The following is a 25041-nucleotide window of genomic DNA, read 5'->3' as shown; positions in this document are numbered from 1 at the left end:
GTACCGTTGCAAAGTGGAAATCGCCCTTTTCGCGAACGCCGTTACACCAACCGGGCCATGGACAGCAGCTTGCGGCTCCGGTGGGAGATCGTCCGGCGCTGGCGGCGGGCGTACATGCGCAGCACCGCGGAGCGCGCCCGGCGGCGCTCGTCGCCGGTGAGGCCGGCGTCGCGCACCCATCGGAGCAGTTCCCCGCACTGCAGCGTGTTCGCCGCGTGCGACTGCCAGGACGGCACGTCGAGGCGGCGGGCCAGGCCGGAGATGCGTTCGAGGCGCCAGTTGCGGTGCGACAGCACCTCGGGCACGTGCGCCCACGGCCCGGCCAGCGCCAGCTTGGCGGCGAACACCTCGTCCTCGCGCAGCATGTTCCTGCGCGGGATGCCGACCGCCGGCTCGCGGCGCAGCAGGCCGTAGAGCGGATCGATGAGGAACGGGCTCTCGTTGAGCAGCCTGAGCATCTCGGTGAACCGTTCCACCGGGTCGTCGGAGCCCAAACCCGTACCTTCATAGGCGGTGGTGGTGAGCGTGCCGTCCGGCCGGCTGTAGGAGACCTGGTTGGTGACCAGAATGATCCGCTCGTCGGCCGCGAATGCCGCCATCGCGCGCGAGACGCAGGCGGGCTCCAGCCGGTCGTCGTCGCCGATCCACCGGACGTACGCACCGCGCGAGATCCGCGCCGCGTGCGTGAAGTTGCCCAGCAGGCCGACGTTGTGCGGATGCCGGTGATAGACGATCCTGGGGTCGCCGGCCGCCAGGTCGCGGCAGAGCTCCTCGGTGCCGTCCGTGGAGGCGTTGTCGGAGACGACCAGCTCGATGCGCGGATAGTCCTGGGCCAGCACCGAACCGATCACGCCTTCGAGCCGGTCGGCGCCGTTGCGCACGGGCAGGGCGATCGAGACGAGTTCAGGTTCCGGCATGTGCTCTCCCTTGACGTACGAGTCGCTCCAGCACGGCACGCGGCACCGCCACGAGCACGAAGACCAGCACCCCCGCGCCGCCCGCCACGCACAGCTCGGCGAACGCGCCGTCAACGAGCGCGGACAGCCCTGCCATGACGAGTCCGGCCGGCACAGCGGCCGCGAGCGGGCGGGCCAGCCCCGCGCCGAACAGCCGCAGCGGCACGCCGGACCGGTGCAGCGCCATCCCCAGCAGCGGCAGCGCCACCACCACGGCGATGACCGCGTGCGCCACGGCGGCGCCCTCGATGCCGCCGAGCCGGGCTCCGGCCATGAGCGCGGGCACGAGCGCGAGCGCCCAGGCCAGGTTCACCCACATGGGCGACTTGGTCGAGCCGGTCGCGGCCAGCACGTCGGTGATCAGCAGGGTCAGCATGCGCACGGCCATGACGACCGCGAGGAAGCGCAGCACCTCGGCCGACGGCGACCAGCGGGCGCCGTAGAGGAATTCCACGATGGCGGGCGCGAGCGTGCCCATGAGCACCGCGACCGGCAGCACCAGCGTCGCCAGCAGCGGCACCGCCTGCCGCACGCCGGCCCGCAACGGCTCGGCGCCCTCCTCGGCCAAGCGCGAGAAGCTGGGCAGCGCGACGTAGCGGATGGCCGTGCCGATGAGCCCGGGGACCCAACTGGAGATGTTGAAGGCCAGCAGGTAGAAGCCGAGCATGGCGGGCCCGAGCACGTCGCCGACGATGACCGCGTCGACGTTGAGCAGCAGCCCCTCGATGCCGAGGCCGGCGCAGAGCGGCAGCCCGAAGCGCAGCAGCCTGGCGGCCACCGCGCGGTCGAAGCCGAGCTCGAACCTCACCCCGGCCAGGACGGCGACCAGCACTCCGGTGAGCACCGCCCCGCTGAGCTGGCCCCAGGCGAAGCTGTAGGCGCCGGCGCCGTTCGCGGCCAGGGTGATGGAGACGCCGGCGTTGGCGGCGAACCCGGCGAGGTTGGCCCAGGCCAGCCTGTCCTGCCGGAACGTGCGCATCAGCGCGGCGCTGCGGACCGCGGTCAGCCCGTAGACGAGGTTGGTGGCCATGAGGATGCGGATCACCCAGGTGGCGTCCTCGCTGCCGGCCAGCCGGGCGTAGAACGGCGCGATGACCCAGAACAGCGCGTACAGGCCGGCGCTGGACAGGATGGCCACCACCGTGGCCGTGGGCGCGACCTCCTCCAGCCTGCCGCGCCACTGCACGGTCGCCGAGATCACCCCGGCGTCGTTGACGTAGATGACGAACTGGCTGGCGGCCAGGGCGATGGCGAACACGCCGAAGTCCTCGGGCACCAGCAGCCTGGCCAGGACCAGGCTCATCACGAACGAGCCCGCCTTCATGACCAGGTTGCCGAGCAGGCTCCAGCGCAGCCCGCGCCCCGCCTTCCTGCCGATCTCGCCGGCCTCGCTCATGGGCGTCCCCGTCGCCCGGCGCTCATAGGGCGTCCCCGTCGCCCGGCGGCAGCCTCTCCAGCCAGATCTCCCGCCAGAACGGCACGAACTCGCGCGGGCAGTTGGCGTTGTAGACGCCTTCGCAGACGAGGTCGTCGAGGACGATGCACGGGCTCTTCATGCTGAGCATGCGGCCGGTCCGCTCGTCCAGGCAGCGCTCGACCCGGGCGCGCACCAGTGCCGTCCTGCCGCAGTAGCGGGCCATCTCCTCCTCGAAGCCCAGCCCGCGGTTGAGCAGGTCAGCGTTGAGGGTGTCGAGGATCTCCTTCTTCGACCGGATCCTGACCAGCTCGCCCGGCTTCAGGCCGAGCTCCTCCGTCGGAGTGACCCGGCCGGCCCGTCCCTCGACGAAGCCCCAGCGCAGCCCGCGCCTGATCCACAGGCGTCGCGGCAGGACCTTCTTGCTGAGCTCCTGGAACCGGTTGAACAGCCCGACGAGGAACGCACGCGCCACCGCCGCCACGCGGGCGTTGCCGCTGCGCACGTCGGTGACGTACTGGCCGAGGTCGCGGAACGGCAGGCAGGACGGCGCCGCCCTGAGCAGCTCGGTGGCCTGGCACGAGTAGTGGTCGGCGTCCTTGCGGGTGTTGATCCGCAGGAGCGGCAGCAACTCCGGCTCGGGCCTGGGCGGGGCCTGCGGTTCGTCCGGTTCCACCCGTTTGAGCCAGGCTTCTTTCCAGTACAGCGAGCAGGCCGTCTGGCAACCGCCGTGCGCCCCGCCGTCGCAGCGTGCTCCGGTCAGGTGCACGGCCCTTTCCATCCGGCGCATGCCGCTGCGGCTGATCGTGTCGCAGAGTTTGTGCGCGACCTTGTGCACCGTCATCCGCCGGCCGCAGAAGCGCGCCATCTCCGGCATGAACGGCAGGCTCTCCAGCTCGCCCCGCTCGTCCAGCGTGGCCAGGATCTCCGCCTCGCTGCGCACCTCGACGAGATCGCCCACCCGCAGGTTCACGCGTCCTCCCTCTTCAGCAGCCCCGCCGCCTCCAGTGCCCCCGCCGCCTCGGCCACCACGCCGAAGGGCAGCCCTGACCGGTCGGCGACGTCCAGCAGGCTGTGCGCGCCGTCCGACAGGTTCAGCACCCAGAGCATCGCCATCTGCGCCTGTTCCGTGTCGCTCCGCCCGCCGAGTGATCCGTACAGGCCGCGCCTGCCGAGCTGCGGCTCGCCGTACGGGCTCAGGTTGAGGTAGCGGCCGTCGCCCTCCAGCACCTGCACAGCCGACCACAGCGCCTCCAGCGTGCCCGCCATGGACTCCGGCGAGACGAAGCCCAGGTCGTCGCCCGAGGTGTGGTATTCCGGGTAGCCCGCGTACGGCGTCCTGGTGAGGCTGCCGACGGGCAGGTCGAAGCCGGGCGAGCAGTATTGGCGCTCGTCGTAGCCGTACGGCGAGAAGTCCGTGACCGTGTGCGGCCGGTCCCGCAGCACGTGCGCCATCACCCGGTCGATCCCGGCGTCCCCGCGCCTGCTGCGTTTGTAGGTCAGCGGGCCGCGGTCGCCCGCGCAGGCCAGCGTGAGCCCGTGCCTGATCCTGGAGACGCGGTCGCGGTTGCGCGCCAGCCAGGTGATGGCGCCGATGGTGCCCGGCGCGAACACGAAGCGGTACGTCAGGCGCGGCCGATCCAGCCGGGATGCCAGCGCGGCCGCCACGGCGATGGCGGCGAGGTTGTCGTTGGCCAGCGACGGGTGGCACGTGTGGCACGAGATGAGGACCTCGTCCGTCGTGCGCCCCCGCACCACGTGCTCGGCGTACGTCAGGTGTCCGTCGGCCAGCGTCGAGTCGATCACCACCGTGTACGGCCCCTCGCCGAGGCCGTCGAGTGCGCGCTGACTGAGGCAGAACCCCCACGTCTCGGAGTAGTAGCCGGTCCGGTAGGGGACCAGGTCGGGCTGCTCGGGCAGCGTGTGCAGGTGGGGCCGCAGCTCCGCCAGCGTCATCGTGGCCGACACGGGGACGCTGTAGCCGACGACGTGCAGGTTGGAGCGCCGGAAGTCGACGACCCTGTGGCCGGCCGCGTCCATGATGTACGCGTCGCGGACGTTCCACTCCTTGGGGACCGTCCAGTCGAGCACCGGCGTGCCGGTCGGCACCTCGTGGACGTCCAGGTCCAGGTGCTCGCCGAGGATGGCGAGCGTGGCGCGCACCCCGTCGCCCGTTATGGAGCGGCACAGCGGGTAGAGCCGCGCCACCAGGGCGTGCATCTCCTCTCCCGTCACGGCCGCAGCTCCGCGGAGACCGTGCCGGCGGCCCGCCGCTCGGCCAGCCAGGCGAGCCGGGTGAAGCGCCGCTGGAAGCCGGCCTCGGTCAGCCCGTGGGCCCGGTACGCCTCGGCCAGTTCGACCGCGCCCGCCTTCACCGCCCAGCGGGCGTGGAAGCCGGGCAGCGCCTGCCTGATCCGGGAGAAGTCCACCCGGTACGAGCGCGGGTCGGCCCCGGTCTCGCCCGTGATGAGCAGCCGCGAGCCGGGCACCGCCTCCACGACGTGCCCGGCGATGTCGGCCACAGTGAGGTTGTTCTGCTCGCCGCCGACGTTGAATGCCCTGGCGTGCACGGCCTCGCGGGGGGCGTCGAGCATGGCTGCGAAGGCGTCGGCGATGTCGGCCACGTGCACGAGCGGCCGCCACGGGGTGCCGTCGGACAACACCCGCACCTCGCCGGTCAGGTGGGCGTGGCCGACGAGGTTGTTGAGCACGATGTCGGCCCGCAGCCGCGGCGAGAACCCGAACGCGGTGGCGTTGCGCAGGAACACCGGGGTGAAGCGGTCGTCGGCCAGTTCCACCAGTTCGTCCTCGACCCGGACCTTCGACTCGGCGTAGGGGGTGACGGGCCGGAGCGGGGCGTCCTCGCCGAGCAGGTCGTCCCCGCCGGAGGCGCCGTACACCGAGCACGTGGAGGCGTACAGGAAACGGCGTACGCCGGCGTCGCGGGCCAGTCTGGCCAGCCGTACGGAGGCGTGGTGGTTGATGGCGTGGGTCAGCTCGGGCGCCAGCGCGCCGAGCGGGTCGTTGGAGAGCGCGGCCAGGTGGATGACCGCGTCGACGCCTTCCAGCAGCTCGGCTCGTACGTCGCGCAGGTCGAGGCGGTGGCCGGGCGGGTCGGCGGGCGCCGGGCCGAGCACGCAGGTGGCGAACAGCCCGGAGTCCAGGCCGGTCACGTCGTGGCCCGCCGCGGCGAGTCGCCGGGCCATGACGGTGCCGAGGTAGCCCTGGTGCCCGGTGAGCAGAACACGCATGTCGTTTCAGCCTCCTGCTAGGTCGAGCGAGAGTTTGTCGAGGTAGAAGGCCTCGGCGTAGCGTGCGTGGCATTGGACGCCGCGGATCCTGGCCAGACCGAGGAACGCCTCCCTGTCGAACCAGGTGCGCCGGCGCTGCGACGGATAGTGCTCCTGCAGCAGGGCGACCTTGCGCTCGGCGAGCGCGAGGTCGAGCGGCTGGTACGCGTTGGGCCGGCCGAGATCGCCGTCCCATTTGAGGATCTCGTAGCCGAGCGTGAGGTGGTCGCGGAAGGCGGTGGGCACCAGTCGCGCCAGCCCTCTGTGGTCCTGGTGGGCGTCGCAGGCGTGGGGCGCGAGGATCAGGTCGGGCTCGGTGCGCAGGCGCAGCTCCTCGACCGCCGTCTTGGCCTCGTCCCAGTGGGCCGGCAGCCGCCCGTCGGGCACCTTGGCCACGGTGATCCGCAGGTCCGCGCCGGGACAGAAGGCGGCCAGCGCCGCGCGCTCCTCGTGCTCGCGCTCGGTGCCGCCGCCCGACAACACCAGGACGTCGACCTGCACGCCTGGGTGCGACGTGCAGATGGCGAGCAGGGTGCCGCCCGCGCCGATGGCGATGTCGTCGCAGTGCGCGGCCAGCGCGGCGACCCGGCGCAGCCCTGCGGGCACGAGCCGGTTCACGCCGTACGCTCCCACAGGGCCCACGGGCGGTCGCCGCGCGCGTAGGCGCGGTCGAGCTCGATCCGCTGGTTGACGGTGTCGGTGGGCCGCCAGTAGCCGCGGTACGGGTAGGCGAGCAACCGTCCGCGTTTGGCCAGTTCCTTGCACCCGTCGACGAGCAGGTCGCCATTCTCCGGGATGTAGTCGAAGATTTCCTGGCGTAACACGAAATATCCGCCGTTGACCCATAACGGCATCTCGGTGACCGCCGTGATCTGGTCGACCAGCCCGTCCGGGGTGATCCCCACACAGTGGAAGGTCCCCGGCGGCGGCACGGCCATCAGCGAGCCGCCCGCGTCCGACCCGGCGAACCTGTCGATGATCTCCGGCAGCGGCGCGTCCGTGAGCACGTCCGCGTAGTTCGCCAGGAAAATCTCGTCCCCGCCGAGGTGGTCGCGCACGCGGCGCAGCCGCTCGCCGATCGACGACTCGATCCCGGTGTGCACGAAGGAGACCGTCCAGTCGGAGATGTCGTTGCCCAGCAACTCGATGTCGCCGCCGCGCAGCACGAAGTCGTTGGAGGCGGTCTCCTCGTACGTGAGGAAGAAACTTTTGATGTGCTCCGCGCCGTAGCCGAGGCAGAGCACGAAGTCCTTGTGACCGAAGTGCGCGTAGTAGCGCATGACGTGCCAGAGCAGCGGCCTCGGGCCGACGAGCTGCATGGGCTTGGGCACGTCGCCCGGCGCTCCGGTGCGCATCCGCGTGCCGTACCCGCCGCAGAAGAGGACGACCTTCACACGACCTCCAACATGGGGATGGGGAAGACCAGCCGGCCACCCCAGTCATGGACGTACGCGAGCTGCTCGACCAGCTCATCGCGCAGGTTCCACGGCAGGACGAGCACGTAGTCCGGCCGATCGGCGGCGATCCGGTCCGGCGGGAAGATCGGGATACGGGCGCCCGGCGTGAACTTGCCGTGCTTGTACGGGTTGCGGTCCACCGTGTAGGCGAGCAGGTCGGGCCGGACACCGCAGTGGTTGAGCAGGGTGTTGCCCTTGCCGGGAGCCCCGTACCCGACCACCGTCCGGCCCGCGTCCGCGGCGCTGACCAGGAAGCGCAGCAGGTCACGCCGGACCCGCGTCACCCGCCCCGCGAACTCGGCGTAACCCGCGATCTCGTGCAGTCCGGCCGCCTTCTCCAGGGCCAGGACGTCGGCGACGCGCGGCGACGGCGCGACGCCGGCCTCCACGGGCCTGGCCCACAACCGGATGGAGCCGCCGTGGGTGTCCAGCAGCTCGACGTCCACCACCGCCAGGCCGCCGCTCGCCAGCGCCCGCTGCGCCGAGGCGACGGTGTAGTACTGGAAGTGCTCGTGGTAGATCGTGTCGTACTGGTTGCGCTCGATCAGCGTGAGCAGGTGCTGCACCTCGATGGAGACCAGCCCGTCGTCGGCGACCAGCGTGCGCAGCCCTTCGGTGAAGCCGATCACGTCGGGGATGTGCGCGTAGACGTTGTTGGCCACGACGTGGTCGGCGCGCCCGTGCTCCCGCACGATCGCCCGCGCGCTCTCCGGCGTCAGGAACGCCGTCACCGTCGGCACGCCGCGCTCCCTCGCCGCGGCGCCCACGTTCACCGACGGCTCGACGCCCAGGCAGCGCACCCCCCGATCGACCACGTGGCGCAGAAGGTAGCCGTCGTTGCTGGCCACCTCGACCACGAAGGAGTCGGGCCCGAGGTCGAGCCCGGCCACGAAGGAGCGGGCGTGCTCCACCCACGAGGTGGAGTAGGAGGAGTAGTAGGCGTAGTCGGTGAAGGTCTCCTCGGGGGAGATCAGCGGCGGGATCTGCGCCAGCCAGCACGACGTGCACACGCGCAGGTGCAGCGGAAAGGTGAGCTCCGGCTCGTCGAGCTGGCCGGCGGTGAGGACCCGCTCGCACGGGGGCGTCGCCCCCAGGTCCACGACGCCGGTCATGTCGGTGGAGCCGCATAAACGGCAAGAGGTCATTCGCACGCTCCGAAAGATGGGTGTTTCTCATTGGTACTGTGCGGCCCATGGATCCCCTCGGCATCGACGGCGCGTGGGTGTACACGCCGCGCGTCCACACCGACCCCCGTGGCTCGTTCCTCGAGGCGTTCCGCGCGGCCGACCTGCCGCGGCGGTTCGACCTCGCCCAGGTCAACTGCTCGGTGTCCGGCCGCGGGGTGCTGCGGGGCGTGCACTTCGCCGACGTGCCGCCCGGCCAGGCGAAGTACGTGATGTGCGTGTCCGGCAGCGTCCTCGACGTGGTCGCCGACCTGCGGGCCGGCTCGCCCACGTTCGGCCGCTGGGAGGCCCGGACGCTCGACGACCGCACGCGGCGCGGCATGCTCGTCGCCGAAGGGCTGGGGCACGCGTTCATGGCGCTGAGCGAGCAGGCCACGGTGGTCTACCTGTGCTCGCAGCCGTACGCGCCGGGCCGGGAGCACGGGGTCCACCCGCTCGACCCGGCGCTCGCGATCGGCTGGCCGCCCGAGGTGGAGCCCGTGCTGTCGGAGAAGGACGCCGCGGCTCCCTCGCTCGACGAGGCGCTCGCGGCCGGGCTGCTGCCGGACTATCGCGCGTGCCAGGAGTTCTACGCCACGTTGCATTGAGGCCCCGCATTCGCGGCGATGACCGGCCAGGCCGCGTGCAGCGCCGCCCGCCAGTGGCGCAGCGGCTCCGCTCTGGTGCAGGCCAGCACGCTGCTGGCCGGACGCCGCGCGGGGCGCGGGCAGTCGGCGCTGGTCACCGGCCGCACCCGCCCGGGGTCCGCGCCCAGCAGCGTGAAGACCTCCTTGGCCAGGCCGTACCACGTCGTCTCGCCCGAGCAGGTGCCGTGGTAGACGCCGGGCGGCAGGTCCGACTGCGCCAGCCGTACGAGGAAGTCGGCCAGGTCGGCCGCCCACGTCGGCTGCCCGCGCTGGTCGTCGACCACGTCCACGAACGGCCGCTCACCGGCCAGCCTGATCATGGTCCGGACGAAGTCGGTGCCGGCAGCGCCGTACAACCAGGCGGTCCGCACGACGTAATGGCCGTGCTCCAGCGCCGCGCGCTCCCCCGCCAGCTTGGTTCGCCCGTAGGCGTTCACGGGTCCGGTGGCCGCGTCCTCGCGGTACGGCGCCGCGCTCGCGCCGTCGAAGACGTAGTCGGTCGACACGTGCACCAGCCGCGACCCGGCCTGGTCGCACGCCTCGGCCAGCCAGCGCACCGCGTGCCCGTTGACCGCCAGCGCCTCCGCCTCGCGCGACTCGGCCTCGTCCACGGCGGTCCACCCCGCGCAGTTGATCACCGCTCGGGGGCGGTAGGCGCACACGAAGTCGCGCACCGCGCGCCGGTCGCGCAGGTCCAGCTCGCTGCGGGCGAGCGCCACCACCGGGTCGCCGGTCAGCGCCGTACGGTCGAGCACGTCGGTGGCCAGCATGCCGCCCGCGCCCGTGATGAGCCATCTCATGACGCCTCCTGTCAGGCCGTCCACCAGCCCCGGTGCTCGGCATACCAGCGCACGGTGTCCTTCAGCCCCTGCTCGAACGGGATCTCCGGCCGGTAGCCCAGGGCACGCAGCTTCGCGTCGTCGAGCGAATACCGGCGGTCGTGGCCCTTGCGGTCCTCGACGTGCTCGACCAGGTCCCAGTCCCGGCCGCAGGCCTCCAGCAGGCGGCCGGTCAGCTCCAGGTTGGTCAGCTCGGCCGTGCCCGCGATGTGGTAGACCTCGCCGGGCTCGCCCTTCTCCATCGCCAGGCGGATGCCCGCGCAGTGGTCCTGGACGTGGATCCAGTCGCGCACGTTGCCGCCGTCGCCGTACAGCGGGACGGTCGCGCCGCGCAGCAACCGCGTGACGAACAGCGGGATGATCTTCTCGGGGTACTGCCGGGGCCCGTAGTTGTTGCCGCACCGGGTGATGGAGACGTCCATCCCGTGGGTGATCGCGTAGGAGCGGGCGATCAGGTCGGCGCCCGCCTTGGAGGCCGCGTACGGCGAGCGCGGCGCCGGCGGCGCGTCCTCGGTCCAGGAGCCGGACTCGATCGTGCCGTACACCTCGTCGGTCGACACCTGCACCACCCTGGCCACCCCGGCCTCCAGGCACGCCTGCAGCAGCGTCTGCGTGCCCAGCACGTTGGTGCGCACGAACGCGGCCGCCCCCTCGATCGACCGGTCCACGTGGGACTCGGCGGCGAAGTTCACCACTACGTCGTGGCCGGGCACGACCTCGGCCAGCAGGCCGGCGTCGCAGACGTCGCCGTGCACGAACGTGTACCGCGCCCCGTCGAGATTGGCCCGGCTGCCCGCGTACGTGAGCTTGTCCAGCACGGTCACGTACGCGCCGTCGAGGCCGTGCACGAAGTGGGAGCCGATGAACCCCGCGCCACCCGTCACCAGAATTCTCATGAACTGATTTGCACCTTGCTGTGATCGCCCAGCACGAGACGGTGGGCTCTGGGTGTGTGGGGCGCGGGGGTGACCTCGACGTCGTGGCCGATCAGCGACCACTCGATCCGGCCCACTCCCTCGATGGACGCCCTGGGCAACACGATCGAATACTCGATCTCGCTACCGGTGATCGTGCACGACGCACCGATGGAGGTGAACGGGCCGACGTAGCTGTCGCGGATCCGCGCGCCGCCGGCGATGATCGCCGGACCGACCACCCGCGAGCGCTCGACCACCGCGCCCGGCTCGACCACGACCCGGCCCACCAGGTCGCTGGCCGCGTCCACGTGCCCGCTCACGCGCGGCTCCACCGACTCCAGCACCAGCCGGTTGACCTCCAGCATGTCGGTGACGTTGCCGGTGTCCTTCCAGTAGCCGGTGATCACCGATGACTCCACCCGCAGCCCCGCCTCGATGAGCCACTGGATGGCGTCGGTGATCTCCAGCTCGCCCCGCCACGACGGCTTCAGCTCCGCCACCGCCGCGTGCACGGCCGGGCTGAACAGGTAGACGCCGACGAGCGCCAGACCGCTCTTGGGACGCGCGGGCTTCTCCTCCAGGCCGACGACCCGCCCGGCGCCGTCGAGCTCGGCCACGCCGAACTGGCGCGGATCGCCGACCTCGGTGAGCATGATCTGGGCGGCGGGCCGCTCGCGGGCGAAGCGGGCGACCAGGTCGGTGATGCCGCCCACGATGAAGTTGTCGCCCAGGTACATGACGAAGTCGTCGTCGCCCAGGAAGTCGCGGGCGATCAGCACGCCGTGGGCCAGCCCGAGCGGCGCCTCCTGCCGCAGGTACGTCACCTGCAGCCCGAACGCCGACCCGTCGCCCACGGCCGCCTCGATCTCGGCCTGGGTGTCGCCGACCACCATGCCGAGCTCGGTGATCCCCGCCGCCGCGATCGCCTCCAGGCCGTAGAACAGGACCGGTTTGCCGGCGACCGGCACGAGTTGCTTGGCCGAGGTGTGCGTGATGGGCCGCAGCCGTGTGCCCGACCCTCCGGCGAGCACGAGTGCTTTCACAGCTAGTAGGCCCCTTCTCCACGGGTGACGACGGACCAGGTCTTCCAGAGAATCTGCAGGTCGAGGATGAGCGACCAATTCTCCACATACCGCAGGTCGAGGCGTACGGACTCCTCCCACGTCAGGTCGGAGCGGCCGCTGACCTGCCAGAGCCCGGTCATGCCCGGTTTGACCACCAGGCGGCGGCGGACGTCGGCCCCGTACTTGCCGACCTCTTCCGGCAGCGGCGGGCGGGGGCCGACGAGGGACATCTCGCCGCGGATGACGTTGAGCAGCTGGGGCAGCTCGTCGAGCGAGTACCGGCGCAGGAAGGCGCCCACCCGGGTGATCCTTGGATCGTTCCTCATCTTGAAGAGCACGCCGTCGAACTCGTTCGCGTCGAGGAGTGCACGCTTGCGCTGCTCCGCATCCACCACCATCGTACGAAATTTCACGACGCGGAATTCTTCGCCGCCTTTGCCGACCCTGACCTGGAAGAACAGCGCGGGCCCCGGGCTCGTCAGCCGGATCACCAGCGAGATCGCCAGCAGCGGCAGGGCGAGCAGCAGCAGCGCGGCCCCGGCCACGAGCCGGTCGAACACGCTCTTGACGAGCTGCTTCGTGCCGTCGAACTCCGGATGTTCCACGTGCAGCAGCGGCATCCCGGCCATCGGCCTGATGCTGATGCGCGGCCCGGCCACGTCGAGGAGGGCGGGTGCGACGAAGAGGTCGGTGCGCGCGGTCTCCAGGCTCCAGGCCAGCCTGCGCAGCGCCGCCCCGTCAAGCTCCGGGCACGCCAGGACGGCCACGGCGTCGGCCTTCTCGCGCTCCACCACGCTCGCCACGTCGCCGAACGAGCCCAGCACCGGAACGCCGTCCAGGTCGACGTCCATGTTTCCCTCGGGAAGGCACGCCCCCACCACGCGCATTCCGTGATAGGGCTGGCGCCTGAACTGCATCACGAGGTCGAGAATCGACTCCCGGTGCCCGACCGCGACCACCTGGCGCATGTACTCGCCCACCGCTCTTCTCCGGTGGAGACGTTTACGCATGCGATAGCGGAAATAGAGCGTGGCGAGCAGCGCGAGCGGCAACATCGCCATGACGAAACTGCGCGCGATCGTGGTCTGCGTGGCATAGGCCATGATGGCGACCGTGGCCATCAGCCCGGCGCCGCCGTTGAAGACGGCCTTGAACTCGTCGGTGCCCTCGCCGTTGGCGCGCTGGCGGTAGGCGCCGCCCATCATGAGCGCGACGGGCCAGGCGACGACGAGGCCGAAACCCAGCAGATACTCGGCCGGCGGAACGTACACGCCGGCGACGAGCCGGACACCCAGCACGCAGACGCACGCGAGCAGCACGCACATCGTGTCGCCGGATAACAGGAGCCGCAGGTACGCCCGCGTCCAGATGCTCGACGCACGACGTGGTACGGCCTCGAGGAGCACGACAGCGGACTCCCCAGTCCCCACCCTCATAACACCACCTGATACTCGATGCACCGCTGTTCCCGACAGGAAACCTGCTCCTCGACTACCGCACCGATGCCTCCTCCGGTCAGGCCGTAGCGGCAGTCCGTTCAGCAGGTTTCCGATCAGGACTTGACGTTCCTTGCACCACACGGGTTGACAAGTCCCTCGAACAATCAAGGGCGGCGGCCCCCACTAAAGATTAAAGATCGATTCGGGCATGGGGAATAACGGCATATGTCCACAATCGGACGATTGTTGAGCCGCATGAGGGCTTGACGGAACGGTCCACAAGTGGCAGTGAACGATGAAATACGGCGACAAATTCGTGAATCGTCCAGCCGGTTGCGCTAGTCGTACTCCAGGTCCGGCAGCGCCGACGGCGGATCCGGGCTGCGCCACACGACCACCACCCCGTCACGCGTGGAGTCGGCGGCCAGGGTGAGCCGGTCGAGGTCGAAGTCCGGCAGGTAGCGCAGGCGGGCGAGAAAGCCGGCGTCCGTGGCGGAACGCGGCACGACACAACCCTCGCCGTCGCGGTCGAGCAGGATGTAGAGGACGTCCGCGCCGGCTTCCGCGCCGGCTTCCGCGCCGGCTTCCGCGCCGGCTTCCGTGGCGACACGGACCTCGACGACGTCCTCCCAGGCGAGAGCCTCGACGCTACCGTCAGCGTAGTGGCGGGTGACGCCCTCTTCCGTGACGTACACGTAGGAGTCCGGCATCGGGTTGCCGTGCATGGGCGCGATTCTTGCGAGTTCAGGGTTGGTCCCGCAAGGGTTTGTACGCAATAGAGGGCGTTTGCCGGGCACGCTTTCGCCGCCCCGAGGCACCTCAGCGGTGGCGGCCGCCCCACGAGTGACTGAGATGCGCCGCCACCGCCGCCCGGGCCGCGTCCTGTGGCCCCTCGGCGATCGTGTCGAGCAGCTCGCGGTGCTCGCGCACCAGCACTTCCCTGTCCTCGTAGACCTCGCGCAGCCGGACCAGCCCGAGCCTGGTCTCGGCGGCCAGGGCGCCGTAGAGGCGTTCGAGCCGGGGGCTCCCCACCGCCTCGATCAGCGCCTCGTGCAGCGCCATGTGCTCGGCCACGCTCTCCGACCACGGCGCCGTGGCCGGGAGCGCGGCCATCCGGTGCAGGGCCGCGTCGGCCTCCGGCACCCGCCGCCCGGCCACCGCCTGGGCCATCAGGTCCTCCAGCGGCCGCCGGACGTACATGAGGTCGTCGAGATCGGAAAGCGTCACTTCCGGGACGTAGGCGCTGCGGTTGCGCTCACGCCTGAGCAGGCCCTCGTGCACCAGCGTCGCCAGCGCCTCCCGCACGGTCGGCCTGGCCACGCCGTAGGACGCGGCGATCTCCTGCTCGGGCAGCGGGGTGCCGGGCGCGATCTCGCCGGACAGCACCCTGCTGCGCAGGGCGTCGGCGAGCGCGCCCACGGTGGAGACGGGTCTGAGCGGCAACGTCACGGCTGCGACTCTAACGCCCTTTCCCGCCTTCTTTCCGGTACGGCCACCGCGACGAGGCTCAGGGCCAGCAGGACGAGCCCGGCGACCGACACCGGGGCCAGCCGCTCGCCCAGCACGATCAGGCCGAGCAGCGCCGCGACGGCCGGCTCGGCCAGCGCCAGCGTGGCGGCCGTGGCCACGGGGGTGGTGCGCAGGCCCCGGCCGTACAGGAAGTAGGACAGGGCGGTGGTGCCGATCCCGAGATAGAGCACGGCGGCCAGCCCGCGCGGCTCCCCCAGCCAGGAGACCCCGTTCGCCATCAGGATCGGCAACATGATCACCGCCGACCCGCCGAACATCACCCCCATCACGGCGTCCGGCCTGACCCCCCGGCCGATCTCGCGGGCCGCCATGACGGTGTAGAAGGCGTACAGCAGCCCGCCCAGCAGCGCGAACAGCACCCCCGACACCACCTCCCCACCCGCCTGCGCCCCGCCGCCGACGATCAGCGCGGCGGACCCGCAGATGGCCGCCGTGGTCGCGACGGTCCAGCGCCCGCTCGGCCTGCGGCCGTGCAGGAGCCAGGAGAGCAGCCCGGTGAAGACGGGCCCGCTGCCGATCGCGACCACCGTCCCGATGGCCACACCGGTGCGGCCGACCGCGGCGAAGAAACAGAGCTGGTAGGCGGCCACCGCGGCGGCGGCCGGCAGGAGCCCCGGCCTGAACGCGCTCCTGAGGCCGGCTCCGGCGTAGAGCGCGAGCGCCGTGCCCCCGATGACGAGCCGCGCGGCGGCCAGCGCCACGGAGTCGGCGGAGACGAGCAGCCCGGCCGTGCCGGCCGTGCCCCAGAGCACGGACGCGCCGACGACGGCGAGCGGACCCTTCCTCATGCTCGCCATTGTGCCTTACTGTCTGACAATCAGACAACTTCGTCGAGGAGCCGGTCGATCAGCCGTCCCGCCGGGGCCACCACCTCCCCCGCGTAGTCGTCGAGCACGGCGAGAGCGTCGGAGACGCCGGGCAGGCTCTTGCGCGGCAGGTCGAGCAGGGACTCACCCTCCGCCGTGATCGCGCCCGCCACGTGGAAGGCGCCGTCCGAGGCGGCGATGGACACCTCGAACCGCACCTCGCGGCCGTCGGGCAGGATGAAGGTGACGCCGGTCCTGGCGCCCGCGGGAGGGAAGAAGTAGGAGAAGCGCTCGCTTCTCACGAAGGGGTGACGTAACTCCGCGAGAATCTCCGACGCCCGGGTCAGGGCCGCCAGCAGCCCGGCCGCCGCCAGACTCTCGCTCCCCACCTGCAAAGGGTAGATCAGCACGCCGGTCGGTGACCAGGCACGCCTTCAGGAGCCCAACGCCTCAGCGATCGGTCGCCAGCCGGGCGTGACGCTCGACGTCGTAGCGCACGCCCTCGTAGCAGAGCTTGCCCCGCTCGATCCCCTCGGGCCGGAAGCCCGCTTTGGTGGCGACCCGGCACGACGCCGGATTGTTCGTGCGGTGCCCCAGCTCCAGCCGGTGGAGGCCACGCTCGCCGAACGCCCATCGGGCCAGCTCGTCGGTGGCCGCCGCCGCGATGCCCCGCCCTCGGTAAGCGGGCACGACCCAGTAGGACACCCAGCCGTTGCCGTGGGCGTCGATCCCGGCGACCGCGACGTTGCCCACGACCTGCTCGCCGACCGTCACGGCGAAGGCGTGACCGGCCCCCGGCCAGGCGGCGATCCACCCCATGGCGTCCTGAAGGGTGACGACGGGCCACGGCGCCTGGTGCCGCAGATCGGGAGACTGAAAGGCGCGCAGCACGGCCGGGGCGTCGTCGGCGCGCCACTCCCGCAGCCGCATGTTCACATGGGTCACGCTGCCCGAGATTATCCAGACTGCACCTGTTGCCCGATATGGTGGATGGCTTCGAAATCGGCCACCAGCTGCTTCGGCGCGGTCAGGCACCACGCCTCGGCCACCAGCTCGAACAGCTCGTCAGAGTCGATCTTGTCGAGGTGGACCACCACCCAGCCGAACCGCCCTGCCGTGAACTGCACCTCGAACACCTCGGGCCGCTCGGCCACGAGGGCGATCTGCTCCTCGATCGTGGCCTTGAGCCCGACGGTCTCGGTCGCCTCCCACAGGTAGCCGAAGCCCTTGTCACGCACCTTGAGCCCGATCCACTCGCCGCCGTGGCTCATCCGGACCTCGGGCAGCTCGTTCAGCAACTCGAGGAAATCATCGACGCTCACACCCATGCCCGCCTGTGTACCAGACGCGGCCGACACTTCCCGGGCCCCGGCGGACGCACGTGCCGGCCGCCTCCCCGAAACGATCAATCGTAATAGCGGACTTCCAGCACGTTGCCATCGGGATCAGGAAAGTAAATCGCCTCGGGGGCGATGCCCTGGGCGCCGAAGATGTTGGTCGCGGTGCCGGAGATCTCCACTCCGTGCTGTTTCAGCCGGACCTGGAGGGCGTCGAAATCCTCCCTGCCGACCGACAGACAGAAATGATTGATCGGATGTCCGGAACTACCCTTCACCCCCGTGTGCTCGTCGACCCCTTTTAAGGCGTCGTACGCGATGAGATCGAGGATCGTCTCAGCCGAGATCCGCACGCTGGGAAAGGCCGCCTTTCCATCGCGAAACTCCTCCGTCCGCACCCCGGGCAGCCCGAGCACCTGCTCGTAGAAATGCAGGGACCTGCGCTGGTCGGAAACCCAGCAGACGAGATGGTCAAGGCGCACATCCATGAAAACCTCCTGCTCCAATATCTGCCGCCCACCGCTCCTTGTCCACCTGCAGAACCACCCGCCAACGAATTTCCGCCTCCGCGAAACACGTGGTTAACGTCAAGTTGGTGGTGATGACCTGCACGGTTGAGCCGGCCGCGACATTCCTGCCCACAATGAGGGTGTGATGGAGATCATCGCCACCGGGGCCAATAATAGACGCAGGGTTTCGGATTCTTCATGACGGGATGGCAGGTGGCCGGCCGTCACGAACCCGCACGCGCCCGATCGGGTCCCACCCGTCGGAAGGACGCCTGAAGGAGATCGTCCACCGGCGTCTCCTCCCCGGCATGACCGTCCTCCACAGGAGGCGCCCACACCGCGAACGGATGCGCCCCTTCAGGGCCGGCCGAGCGGGAGGCGGTAGACGGACACGTGCGAACGTGACTCCGCGGTGAACTCGGCTCCGGCCCAGTCGGCGTGCCTGGACTCCAGCTCGAATCCGGCCAGCTGGGCCATGAGGTCGAGCTCGGCCGGCCAGATGTAGCGGTGCGGGCTGCGGAACAGCTGTGCCCGTTTGCTCTCGTCGAACCTGAAGTGGTGCGACACGACCAGCTGGCGCAGCACGTCGTAGGTGTCCAGGCCGATGTAGCCGGGCTCGGCGGTGAAGACCGTCGCCTGCTGGCCAGGGGGCAGCTTGCGCAGCTCGGGCACCCACAATTCGATCACGAACCGGCCGCCGGGCTCGAGGTGGCGGGCGGCGTTGCGGAAGCACGCGACCTGTTCGGCCTGGGAGAGCAGGTTGGAGATCGTGTTGAAGACGAGATAGACGAGGGAGTAGGGGCCCGGGGCCGAAGCGGTCGCCATGTCGCCGGTGACCACCGGGATCGTCGCCTCGTCCACCTTCGTACGCAGCTGCTCGATCATCGGCCTGGACAGCTCGATGCCGGTGACGGGCACCCCACGCTCGACGAGCGGCACGGCCACGCGGCCGGTCCCGATGGCGAACTCGAGCGCCCGCCCGTCGCCCGCGAGCTCGGCGAGGCGGCCTACGGTCGGCTCCAGCACCTCGGGCGCGAACATGCCGGTGCCCGGCGTGTCATAGCGCTGGGCGGCCTCGGCGTCCCAGATGCGCTCCTGAGCGAACTCCGGCCCCGCCGCTCCCGTCATGCCGTACGTCCCATCCCGCTCGTGTCCGTGACAATGTGCTCAGGCGGTCAACAGTAGGCAGCCCGCGAGCCCGGCGTCGAACGGATTTCCGCCGGGCCGCGGCACCCGCCCGGCAGGGCGGTCTCAGGCGGGATCGAAGGCCACCGGCAGCCGGTGCACCCCGTAGATGGCCATGTCGGTCTTCATCGCGAGCTCCTCCTCGGGCACGGCGAGGCGCAGGCCGGGGAATCGGCGGAACAGCGCCGCGTACGCGACGCGCATCTCGATCCGGGCCAGTTGCTGTCCGAGGCACTGGTGCACGCCGTGGCCGAACCCCACATGGCCGGCGGACGATCTGGTCAGGTCAAGGGTGTCGGGGTCGTGGAACTGTTCAGGGTCGCGGTTGGCCAGCGGAATGGAGATCACCACCGTCTGCCCCTTCGTGACCGTCACGCCCTCCAGTTCGACGTCCTCCAGCGCGGTACGCTGGGCTCCGAACTGGATGATCGACAGGTAGCGGAGCAGTTCCTCGACCGCGCCGTCGATCAGCGCGGGGTCGGCGCGCAGGGCGGCGAGCTGTTCAGGGTGGCGCAGCAGGGCGTAGGTCCCGAGAGCCAGCATGTTGGCGGTCGTCTCGTGTCCGGCGATGAGCAGCAGCAACCCGATACCGGTGATCTCCTCGTCGGTCAGGTCGCTGTCGGCGACGAGCCCGCTGAGTAGATCTTCGCCCGGCTCGGCGCGCTTGGCGGCGACGAGCCGGCGGAAATATCCATAGAGGCGGTTCATGGCGGCCATGAACTCCTCCTTGGAGGAGCCCAGGCTGGCCATCGTCGCCGTGGCCCCCTGGAACTCCGCGCGGTCGGCGTACGGCACGCCGAGCAGTTCGCAGATCACCAGCGAGGGGATCGGCAGCGAGAAGTGCTGGACCAGGTCGGCCGGGGAGCCCGCCCGCTCCATCGCGTCCAGGCACTCGTCGGCGATCTGCTGGATCCGCGGGGTCAGCCGGTCGAGCCGGCGCACGGTGAAGTGGGCCGTCAGCAGCCTGCGGTAGCGGGTGTGGTCGGGCGGGTCGAGGCGGAGGAACATCCCCGGGAGCATCGGCGCTGCGGTGTCCTCACCGAGCGGGTTCTCGAAGGGCAGGTGGCGTAGGTCCTGCCGGGCGCTGAAGCGCTGGTCGGCCAGTACGACACGGGCGAGGTCGCGGCTGGTCGCCACCCATCCGATGTGGCCGTCGGGGAAGGCCAGCGGGTGCAGCGGTCCCGCGGCGGCGAGGTCGCGAAGCGGGGTGGGCGGGTCGAAGGGATGCTCCCGCGCGGTCGGCAGTTGCATGGGACGGGTCTCGGGACCTGCGGTCATGCGACGTCCTCCTAAGTAGAGACTCTCTATTTTTAGATAGTACATACCTTCATACGCTGTCTACTATGCTGAGCGCATGGCGGAGCAGATCGGCTTGCGGGAACGCAAGCGGCGGCGCACGCGACAGAGCCTGATCCACACAGGGTTGCGGCTGTTCGCGGAGCGGGGATACGACCAGACCACCGTGGCCGACATCTGCGCGGCCGCCGAGTTGTCGCCCGCCACGTTCTACAAGCACTTCCCCGCGAAAGAGGACATCGTCTTCGCCGACTATCCCGAGCGGGTCGACGCCATAAGCGCGCTGACCTCGGCGCCCCGCCCGGGGGAGTCGCTGGAGAGCCTGCTGCGGCGGGCCTTCGCCGTGATGCTGGAACCGGGACGGTGGAGCATAGATCCCGACCAGGACCTGATCGTGATCCGCACGCAGCTCGCCCTCTCCGTGCCGACATTGCGGGCGATCGCGCTGAGATGGCTCTTCGACATCCAGCACGAGTGGGCCAAGGCACTGCGGAGGGCGTTCCCCGAGCTCGACGACATCACCGCGCACGCCCTCATCGGAGCCATGGTCGGAGCGCTGGCCGGCGCCGGCCGGGCCGCCATCGAGAACGGGCGGCACGGAGCCGCCCTGGTCGAGGACATCACCCGCGCCCTCGACGTCGCCATGGCCGGGCTCCCCCGCCACCTCACGACCGCGACACAGTGACCCTGACCACCGCCTTGACGAAACCTTTCTGAGCACGGACCCGGCGAGCGTGAGCCTCCGCCAGCCGGCATCGGCTTCCAGGCGAGCCGCCCGAACGGCGACACCGCCCTCCCTTCCGGCTACACCTGCGCCTGACGCCATCGTGGCGTGGGCTGGCCGGTCTACGGCGCCTGTCGTTCAGGGCTCATCGGCAGGTCGGCCCACAGCCACATGCCGACCGCGCCGGTCAGGGCGGGCCACAGCCGGCTCAGAGCCCGGCCTCGGCGGGCGACGCCGGGCAGGTCGAGGAGCCGGTGTGCGGTAGTCGGTCAGGGTGGCCACCAGCGGGCCGGGGACTCCGAGGTCCGGGCCGGGGATCCAGCGCGACCTCAGCACGGCGCGGACGCGCGGAGGAGGGGTTCGGCGGCCGCCCGCAACTCGGCGCTGAACGGCGCCGGGCTCAGCGTGGCCGGGTCCAGGTTGACGTTGACGCGGTAGCCGTCGGCGTGCACAACCGCACGATCGGCCGACAACACGCGGAAGCCGTACACGCCGCTGGTGCGCCCCATGCGGTCCATCCAGAAGTGCACCAGCAGGTCCCCCGCCCCGGCGATGGGCGCGTGGTAGGTCACCTTGAACTCGCGTACGGCCAGGAACACGTCCTTGAACGCCGACCGGCCCGGGTCAGGGGCCCAGCCGAGCCGCTGCCAGTAGGCGCCGATCGCCCGCTCGACCAGCAGGGCATAGCGGGAGTTGTGCAACAGGCCCATGGCGTCGAGATCATCGAAGTGCACCTGGACGGGCTCGTGCACACCGGCTTCCATCATCGTCAATCCTCCGGGAGTAGCTCAGGGTCGGGGCAGAGGGCACGTAGGCGCTGCAGGACGGCGCGGCGGGCGCGGACGAGGGATTCCTGGCCCTCGAGCAGGCGGGAGTGGATGACGACCATCTCGCCGAGCGCGTCGATCTCGTAGGCGAGCTGGGCCGGGTCCACACCCTGGGCCAGCTCGCCCAGCGCGATCGCCTCCGTCACCTGCCGCCGGATGAACTCCTGCCACTCGCCCATGGCCCGGGCGACGCGGTCGTGCACCGGACCGGGACGGTCGTCGAACTCGACCTGCGCGGTGAAGAAGAAACACCCGCCGGGCAGCACGCCGTCCTTGTAGAACTTCAGGCGCGCCTCGTGCAGCGCGAACAGCCGCCGCACGCCCGCCGGAGCCCGCAGGGCGGGCGCCACCACGTGCTCGGTCCACTGGCGGGCCGCCCAGTCCACGGCGTCGAGCTGCAGATGCTCCTTGTCCGGCCAGTGGGCGAAGAACCCGGACTTGCTGGTGCCGGTAGCCGTCGCCAGCCGCCCCAGGGAGAGCCCGTCCAGCCCTTCGACGGAGGCCAGGCCCACCGCCTGCGCCAAGATCACCTCACGGCTGCGCAATCCGCGCAGTCGCCGGCCGTCATTCGTCATGGCGTCCAGACTACATTAACGACCGATCGTACTTAAATCTCTCACGACAGCGCCGCGCACCCGTCTCGAAGACGCCTGAAGGGCGCCAGGACGGCCGGGCTCCCTGGGGCCGTCGTCCGGAGTATCGTCCAGATCAGACACCGAGAGAACGGGACGATCCCGGAGGTCAGGTTGGCCCAGGAGGAGATCCGCCGGCACAACGCCGGCACCCTGCTCCGGCACGTGCACCTGGGCGGCGCGGTCTCCCGCACGGCGCTGGCCGAGCGGATGAGGCTGAACCGCAGCACCATCATGGCGCTGACCACCGAGCTCGCCACGGCAGGCCTGGTCCGCGAAGAGCTGCCCGCCGACACCGGCCGGGCGGGACGGCCGTCGCTGGTGGTCCGCCCCGACTCCGGCCAGGTCTACGTGCTCGCCTTCGACGTCGCCGTGGACCGGCTGGTCGCCGCCCGGGTGGCGCTCGGCGGGATCATGCTGGACCGCAGGGAGGCGGTCCGCCCGCGCGCCGGAGCCGACCTCGACCGGGTGGTCGAGGTGCTGGCCCGGTTCGGCCGCCAGCTGCACCGTACGGCGCCTCCGGACTCCGTGTGCGTCGGCGTCGGCGCGTCCTACTGCGGCATGATCCGGCCCGGTGACGGCATGGTGCGCTTCGGGCCCGACATGGGCTGGGTGGACCAGGCGTTCGGCACCGAGCTCGGCCGCCGGCTGGGCCTCGGCCTGCCGGTGTCCGTGGGCAACGAGGCGCACCTCGGCGCGCTGGCCGAGCAGCAACGCGGAGCGGGCACCGGCCTCCAGAACCTGATCTATCTCCACGGGGACGTCGGCGTGGGCGGCGGCATCATCGTGGGCGGCAAGCTGCTGGACGGCGACGGCGGCTACGGGTGCGAGCTAGGGCACATGGTGGTGAACCCGTACAACGGGCGTCCCTGCGGATGCGGCTCCCATGGTTGCCTGGAGGCGGAGGCCGGCGAGCGGGCGCTCCTCGACGCCGCCGGCCGGCCCGCCGACCTGTTCGGCCGCGACGCCGTACGCGCCGTGGTGGACGACGCCGACCGAGGCGATCCCGCAGCCCAGGAGGCGCTGCACCAGGTCGGCGACTGGCTCGGCATCGGCGTGGCCAACCTCATCAACCTCTTCAACCCCGGCATGGTCGTCTTCGGCGGCATGCTGCGCGACATGTATCCGGGCGCGGCGGCCCAGGTGCGCGCCCGCATCGCGGCCAACGTGCTGCCCGTCGCCCGCGAAAGGGTGAGGCTGCGCACCGCGGCCCTGGGAGACGACGCCACCCTGGTCGGCGCCGCCGAGCTCGGCTTCTCCGACCTGCTGGCCGACCCGCTGGGCGTGCTCACCCGTACGACGAGGTGACGCGGTCGCACCGGCCCTCTCATCGCCCGCCTCTGGGAGCGCCCGCGACAGGCAGAGCCTGCAGCAGGCGGGTCGGCGAGACGCCGCGACCGTGACCCGACGATGACACCGGGCGCACGAGGCGGAGACACGGCCGGCCGACAGTGGATGGGGTTGACGGCGGGAGAGTACGGGACGGGCTGTCGTCGGCGTGGGAGGGGCTTGCACCGGCTGGCCCGGCACGAGACCACCCGTCCCGGGCCGCCCGCGTCGGGTCGACGTCGGCGGCCCGGACGCCCCCAGCAACTACGGCGTCGCCCTCACCGAGCGGGGCGAGCCGAACCGGCAGGAACTGCTGTGACCGTCCGCCGGACGGCGAGGCGCAGCGGACGACGATCGACGTAAAGGAGAAAGGCGTGGTTGAACGCGGAAGATGGGACCGGCGTTCCCTGCTGCGGGGCGCCACCGTGCTGGCCGGTGCCACCGCGACCGCACCGCTGCTGGGCGGGGCGGCCACGGCCCGAGCCCGCAGTGGTGACGCGGACGCGCTGTTCAAGGCGGGGAGGTTCGAGCAGGCCGGGCGCGCGTACGAGGAGATCCTGAGAGCAGACCCCGCGAACCTGAACGCGGCCCGCCGGCGCGGCTACGTCGGGCTACTGGCCAACCGGTTCCCCGAAGCCGAGAAATACCTCAAGATGGCCATCGGGCTCGCACCCGGCGACAAGGATGCCAACCGGTTCCTGGCCGACTGCTACATCCGGCAGGACAAGTTCGCCCTCGCCGCACCACACTGGCAAGCGGCCGGCAGGGACGTCTTCGCCACGTGGTTCGCGGCGGTCCGCGACGAGCCGTACCAGATCCACGGCGACATCGCGCGGCTGCCCTGGCAGCAGATGGACCCGAAACCGCTGGTGGAGGCCTCGGTCAACGGTGGACCGTCAAAACGCTTCACGTTCTACACCGGCTCCCCATGGCTGGGCCTGTCCTCGACGGTGGCCAGGGAGGCCGGGTTGAGCCCCGTCGCCAGTCAGAAGATCGATTATCTGGACGGCACCATATGGCAGTACTTCGGGGTGCTGGACTCGTTCAGGCTGGGCGGCATCGAACTGCGTAACATCCCCGTGGCGTGGTCGGAGTCGGAGTCGGGCGGAGATGTCGACACCGGCAACGACGGCATGATCGGCACGTGGGTCTTCTACCACCTGCTGACCACCTTCGACTACGCGGGCCGATCGCTGATCCTGCGGCGCAACACCCCAGAAGCGGCCAGGCAGGCGCGCGCCGCCGCCGAACGGGCGGGCGCAGAGCCCCTGCCGCTGTGGCTGGCCCGTGAGCACACGGTCCACAGCAGGGGCAGCGTCGCCGGCTCAGGCCCGCGCGTGGTGGCCTTGCCCATCGGCGGAGGCAGCGAGGCCGCCGCGGTCATGCACGGGGATACGGCCGAACAGTTGCGGATCCGCACCGACTACGACCGCCCCATCAGGACTCACGCTCACAGCCACCCAGCGGTCACCTACCCTTGCTATCCGAAGGAGATCCGCCTCGGCAGCGCCACCGCCCACAACATCTACTGCAACACGCACCCGGAGTCCGCACTCGCCCCCCTCGGGTTCGACGTGCCGGTCACCTTCTTCCACAGCTTCTACAAGCCGTACAACATCACCCTCGACTTCACCGGCATGAACGTCTACATCGCCCGCGGCAAGGCCACCTGATCGCGGG

27 protein-coding genes are annotated in these 25041 nt (G+C 70.8%); 4 read left to right on the top strand and 23 right to left on the bottom strand.

Annotated elements, in window-relative coordinates:
- Positions 1 to 41: 41 nt before the first annotated feature.
- From ABGB01_RS27960 to ABGB01_RS27925, 8 genes are read right to left on the bottom strand one after another with little or no spacing between them, the layout of a single operon-like run.
- Positions 42 to 917 carry a glycosyltransferase family 2 protein gene (locus tag ABGB01_RS27960; RefSeq protein ID WP_347776495.1) on the bottom strand — a complete coding sequence of 292 codons (876 nt, stop codon included), beginning with the start codon at positions 915 to 917 and terminating at the stop codon, positions 42 to 44.
- The gene (locus tag ABGB01_RS27955) at positions 904 to 2352 is read right to left on the bottom strand and encodes an oligosaccharide flippase family protein (protein WP_347776494.1); all 1449 of its coding nucleotides are present in this window, start codon (positions 2350 to 2352) and stop codon (positions 904 to 906) included. The genes ABGB01_RS27960 and ABGB01_RS27955 overlap by 14 nt, the downstream gene beginning before the upstream one ends.
- A gap of 22 nt (positions 2353 to 2374) precedes the next feature.
- Positions 2375 to 3343: a hypothetical protein gene (locus ABGB01_RS27950; protein ID WP_347776493.1), complete on the bottom strand. Its 969-nt coding sequence runs from the start codon at positions 3341 to 3343 to the stop codon at positions 2375 to 2377.
- On the bottom strand, positions 3340 to 4605 hold the full coding sequence (locus ABGB01_RS27945; protein ID WP_347776492.1) for a DUF4910 domain-containing protein: 1266 nt from the start codon (positions 4603 to 4605) through the stop codon (positions 3340 to 3342). Before ABGB01_RS27945 ends, ABGB01_RS27950 begins: the two co-directional genes overlap by 4 nt.
- Entirely contained in the window at positions 4602 to 5621 is a 1020-nt protein-coding gene (locus ABGB01_RS27940; RefSeq protein WP_347776491.1) for an SDR family oxidoreductase, read from the bottom strand. The genes ABGB01_RS27945 and ABGB01_RS27940 overlap by 4 nt, the downstream gene beginning before the upstream one ends.
- Positions 5622 to 5627: 6 nt before the next feature.
- Complete coding sequence (locus ABGB01_RS27935) at positions 5628 to 6278, bottom strand: PIG-L family deacetylase (protein WP_347776490.1); 651 nt, start codon at positions 6276 to 6278, stop codon at positions 5628 to 5630.
- A complete protein-coding gene (locus tag ABGB01_RS27930) occupies positions 6275 to 7054 on the bottom strand; it encodes a glucose-1-phosphate cytidylyltransferase (protein ID WP_347776489.1) in 780 nt (259 codons plus the stop codon). Before ABGB01_RS27930 ends, ABGB01_RS27935 begins: the two co-directional genes overlap by 4 nt.
- Positions 7051 to 8262, bottom strand: coding sequence for a class I SAM-dependent methyltransferase (locus ABGB01_RS27925; protein WP_347776552.1), 1212 nt, complete (start codon positions 8260 to 8262; stop codon positions 7051 to 7053). The genes ABGB01_RS27930 and ABGB01_RS27925 overlap by 4 nt, the downstream gene beginning before the upstream one ends.
- Before the next feature lie 47 nt (positions 8263 to 8309).
- On the opposite strand from ABGB01_RS27925, the gene rfbC reads away from it, so the two are divergent.
- A complete protein-coding gene (gene rfbC, locus ABGB01_RS27920) occupies positions 8310 to 8888 on the top strand; it encodes a dTDP-4-dehydrorhamnose 3,5-epimerase (RefSeq protein WP_347776488.1) in 579 nt (192 codons plus the stop codon).
- On the opposite strand, the gene rfbD is transcribed toward rfbC, so the two are convergent.
- The 13 genes from rfbD to ABGB01_RS27855 all read right to left on the bottom strand — a co-directional run bounded on the left by rfbD (position 8870) and on the right by ABGB01_RS27855 (position 19831).
- Positions 8870 to 9727, bottom strand: a complete 858-nt coding sequence (gene rfbD, locus ABGB01_RS27915) for a dTDP-4-dehydrorhamnose reductase (protein WP_347776487.1) — start codon at positions 9725 to 9727, stop codon at positions 8870 to 8872. The genes rfbC and rfbD overlap by 19 nt on opposite strands.
- Before the next feature lie 11 nt (positions 9728 to 9738).
- A complete protein-coding gene (gene rfbB / locus ABGB01_RS27910; RefSeq protein WP_347776486.1) occupies positions 9739 to 10662 on the bottom strand; it encodes a dTDP-glucose 4,6-dehydratase in 924 nt (307 codons plus the stop codon).
- Positions 10659 to 11726, bottom strand: coding sequence for a glucose-1-phosphate thymidylyltransferase (locus tag ABGB01_RS27905; protein WP_347776484.1), 1068 nt, complete (start codon positions 11724 to 11726; stop codon positions 10659 to 10661). The genes rfbB and ABGB01_RS27905 overlap by 4 nt, the downstream gene beginning before the upstream one ends.
- A gap of 2 nt (positions 11727 to 11728) precedes the next feature.
- Positions 11729 to 13183 carry a sugar transferase gene (locus ABGB01_RS27900; protein ID WP_347776483.1) on the bottom strand — a complete coding sequence of 485 codons (1455 nt, stop codon included), beginning with the start codon at positions 13181 to 13183 and terminating at the stop codon, positions 11729 to 11731.
- Positions 13184 to 13524: 341 nt separating this feature from the next.
- Complete coding sequence (locus tag ABGB01_RS27895) at positions 13525 to 13911, bottom strand: hypothetical protein (protein ID WP_347776482.1); 387 nt, start codon at positions 13909 to 13911, stop codon at positions 13525 to 13527.
- 94 nt (positions 13912 to 14005) lie between these two features.
- Complete coding sequence (locus ABGB01_RS27890; RefSeq protein WP_347776481.1) at positions 14006 to 14635, bottom strand: GntR family transcriptional regulator; 630 nt, start codon at positions 14633 to 14635, stop codon at positions 14006 to 14008.
- Positions 14632 to 15504, bottom strand: a complete 873-nt coding sequence (locus ABGB01_RS27885; RefSeq protein WP_347776480.1) for an EamA family transporter — start codon at positions 15502 to 15504, stop codon at positions 14632 to 14634. Before ABGB01_RS27885 ends, ABGB01_RS27890 begins: the two co-directional genes overlap by 4 nt.
- 29 nt (positions 15505 to 15533) lie before the next feature.
- Complete coding sequence (locus ABGB01_RS27880) at positions 15534 to 15911, bottom strand: hypothetical protein (protein ID WP_347776479.1); 378 nt, start codon at positions 15909 to 15911, stop codon at positions 15534 to 15536.
- A 61-nt stretch (positions 15912 to 15972) separates the two neighbouring features.
- The gene (locus tag ABGB01_RS27875; protein WP_347776478.1) at positions 15973 to 16467 is read right to left on the bottom strand and encodes a GNAT family protein; all 495 of its coding nucleotides are present in this window, start codon (positions 16465 to 16467) and stop codon (positions 15973 to 15975) included.
- 11 nt (positions 16468 to 16478) lie between these two features.
- On the bottom strand, positions 16479 to 16850 hold the full coding sequence (locus tag ABGB01_RS27870) for an MmcQ/YjbR family DNA-binding protein (protein WP_347776477.1): 372 nt from the start codon (positions 16848 to 16850) through the stop codon (positions 16479 to 16481).
- A gap of 77 nt (positions 16851 to 16927) precedes the next feature.
- Positions 16928 to 17347 (bottom strand): VOC family protein, encoded by a 420-nt coding sequence (locus tag ABGB01_RS27865; RefSeq protein WP_347776476.1) that lies wholly within the window; start codon positions 17345 to 17347, stop codon positions 16928 to 16930.
- Between the two features lie 378 nt (positions 17348 to 17725).
- Positions 17726 to 18496, bottom strand: a complete 771-nt coding sequence (locus ABGB01_RS27860; RefSeq protein ID WP_347776475.1) for a class I SAM-dependent methyltransferase — start codon at positions 18494 to 18496, stop codon at positions 17726 to 17728.
- 123 nt (positions 18497 to 18619) lie between these two features.
- Entirely contained in the window at positions 18620 to 19831 is a 1212-nt protein-coding gene (locus ABGB01_RS27855; protein ID WP_347776474.1) for a cytochrome P450, read from the bottom strand.
- 76 nt (positions 19832 to 19907) lie between these two features.
- Here ABGB01_RS27855 and ABGB01_RS27850 point away from each other — a divergent pair, with 76 nt between their 5' ends.
- Entirely contained in the window at positions 19908 to 20534 is a 627-nt protein-coding gene (locus ABGB01_RS27850; protein ID WP_347776473.1) for a helix-turn-helix domain-containing protein, read from the top strand.
- A 368-nt stretch (positions 20535 to 20902) separates the two neighbouring features.
- Here ABGB01_RS27850 and ABGB01_RS27845 read toward each other — a convergent pair whose 3' ends face one another.
- Both ABGB01_RS27845 and ABGB01_RS27840 read right to left on the bottom strand, forming a co-directional pair.
- Positions 20903 to 21340: a thioesterase family protein gene (locus ABGB01_RS27845; protein WP_347776472.1), complete on the bottom strand. Its 438-nt coding sequence runs from the start codon at positions 21338 to 21340 to the stop codon at positions 20903 to 20905.
- Between the two features lie 2 nt (positions 21341 to 21342).
- The gene (locus ABGB01_RS27840) at positions 21343 to 21975 is read right to left on the bottom strand and encodes a TetR/AcrR family transcriptional regulator (protein WP_347776471.1); all 633 of its coding nucleotides are present in this window, start codon (positions 21973 to 21975) and stop codon (positions 21343 to 21345) included.
- 171 nt (positions 21976 to 22146) lie between these two features.
- Here ABGB01_RS27840 and ABGB01_RS27835 point away from each other — a divergent pair, with 171 nt between their 5' ends.
- Positions 22147 to 23340: an ROK family transcriptional regulator gene (locus ABGB01_RS27835; RefSeq protein WP_347776470.1), complete on the top strand. Its 1194-nt coding sequence runs from the start codon at positions 22147 to 22149 to the stop codon at positions 23338 to 23340.
- Positions 23341 to 23735: 395 nt separating this feature from the next.
- On the top strand, positions 23736 to 25034 hold the full coding sequence (locus ABGB01_RS27830) for an aspartyl protease family protein (RefSeq protein WP_347776469.1): 1299 nt from the start codon (positions 23736 to 23738) through the stop codon (positions 25032 to 25034).
- The last annotated feature ends 7 nt before the right edge of the window (positions 25035 to 25041 follow it).

This window comes from Nonomuraea sp. B5E05 (assembly GCF_039880665.1).
GTDB lineage: Bacteria > Actinomycetota > Actinomycetes > Streptosporangiales > Streptosporangiaceae > Nonomuraea.
Note: the sequence above shows the minus strand (reverse complement) of the source record. Positions and strands in the feature narration are given on the sequence as shown.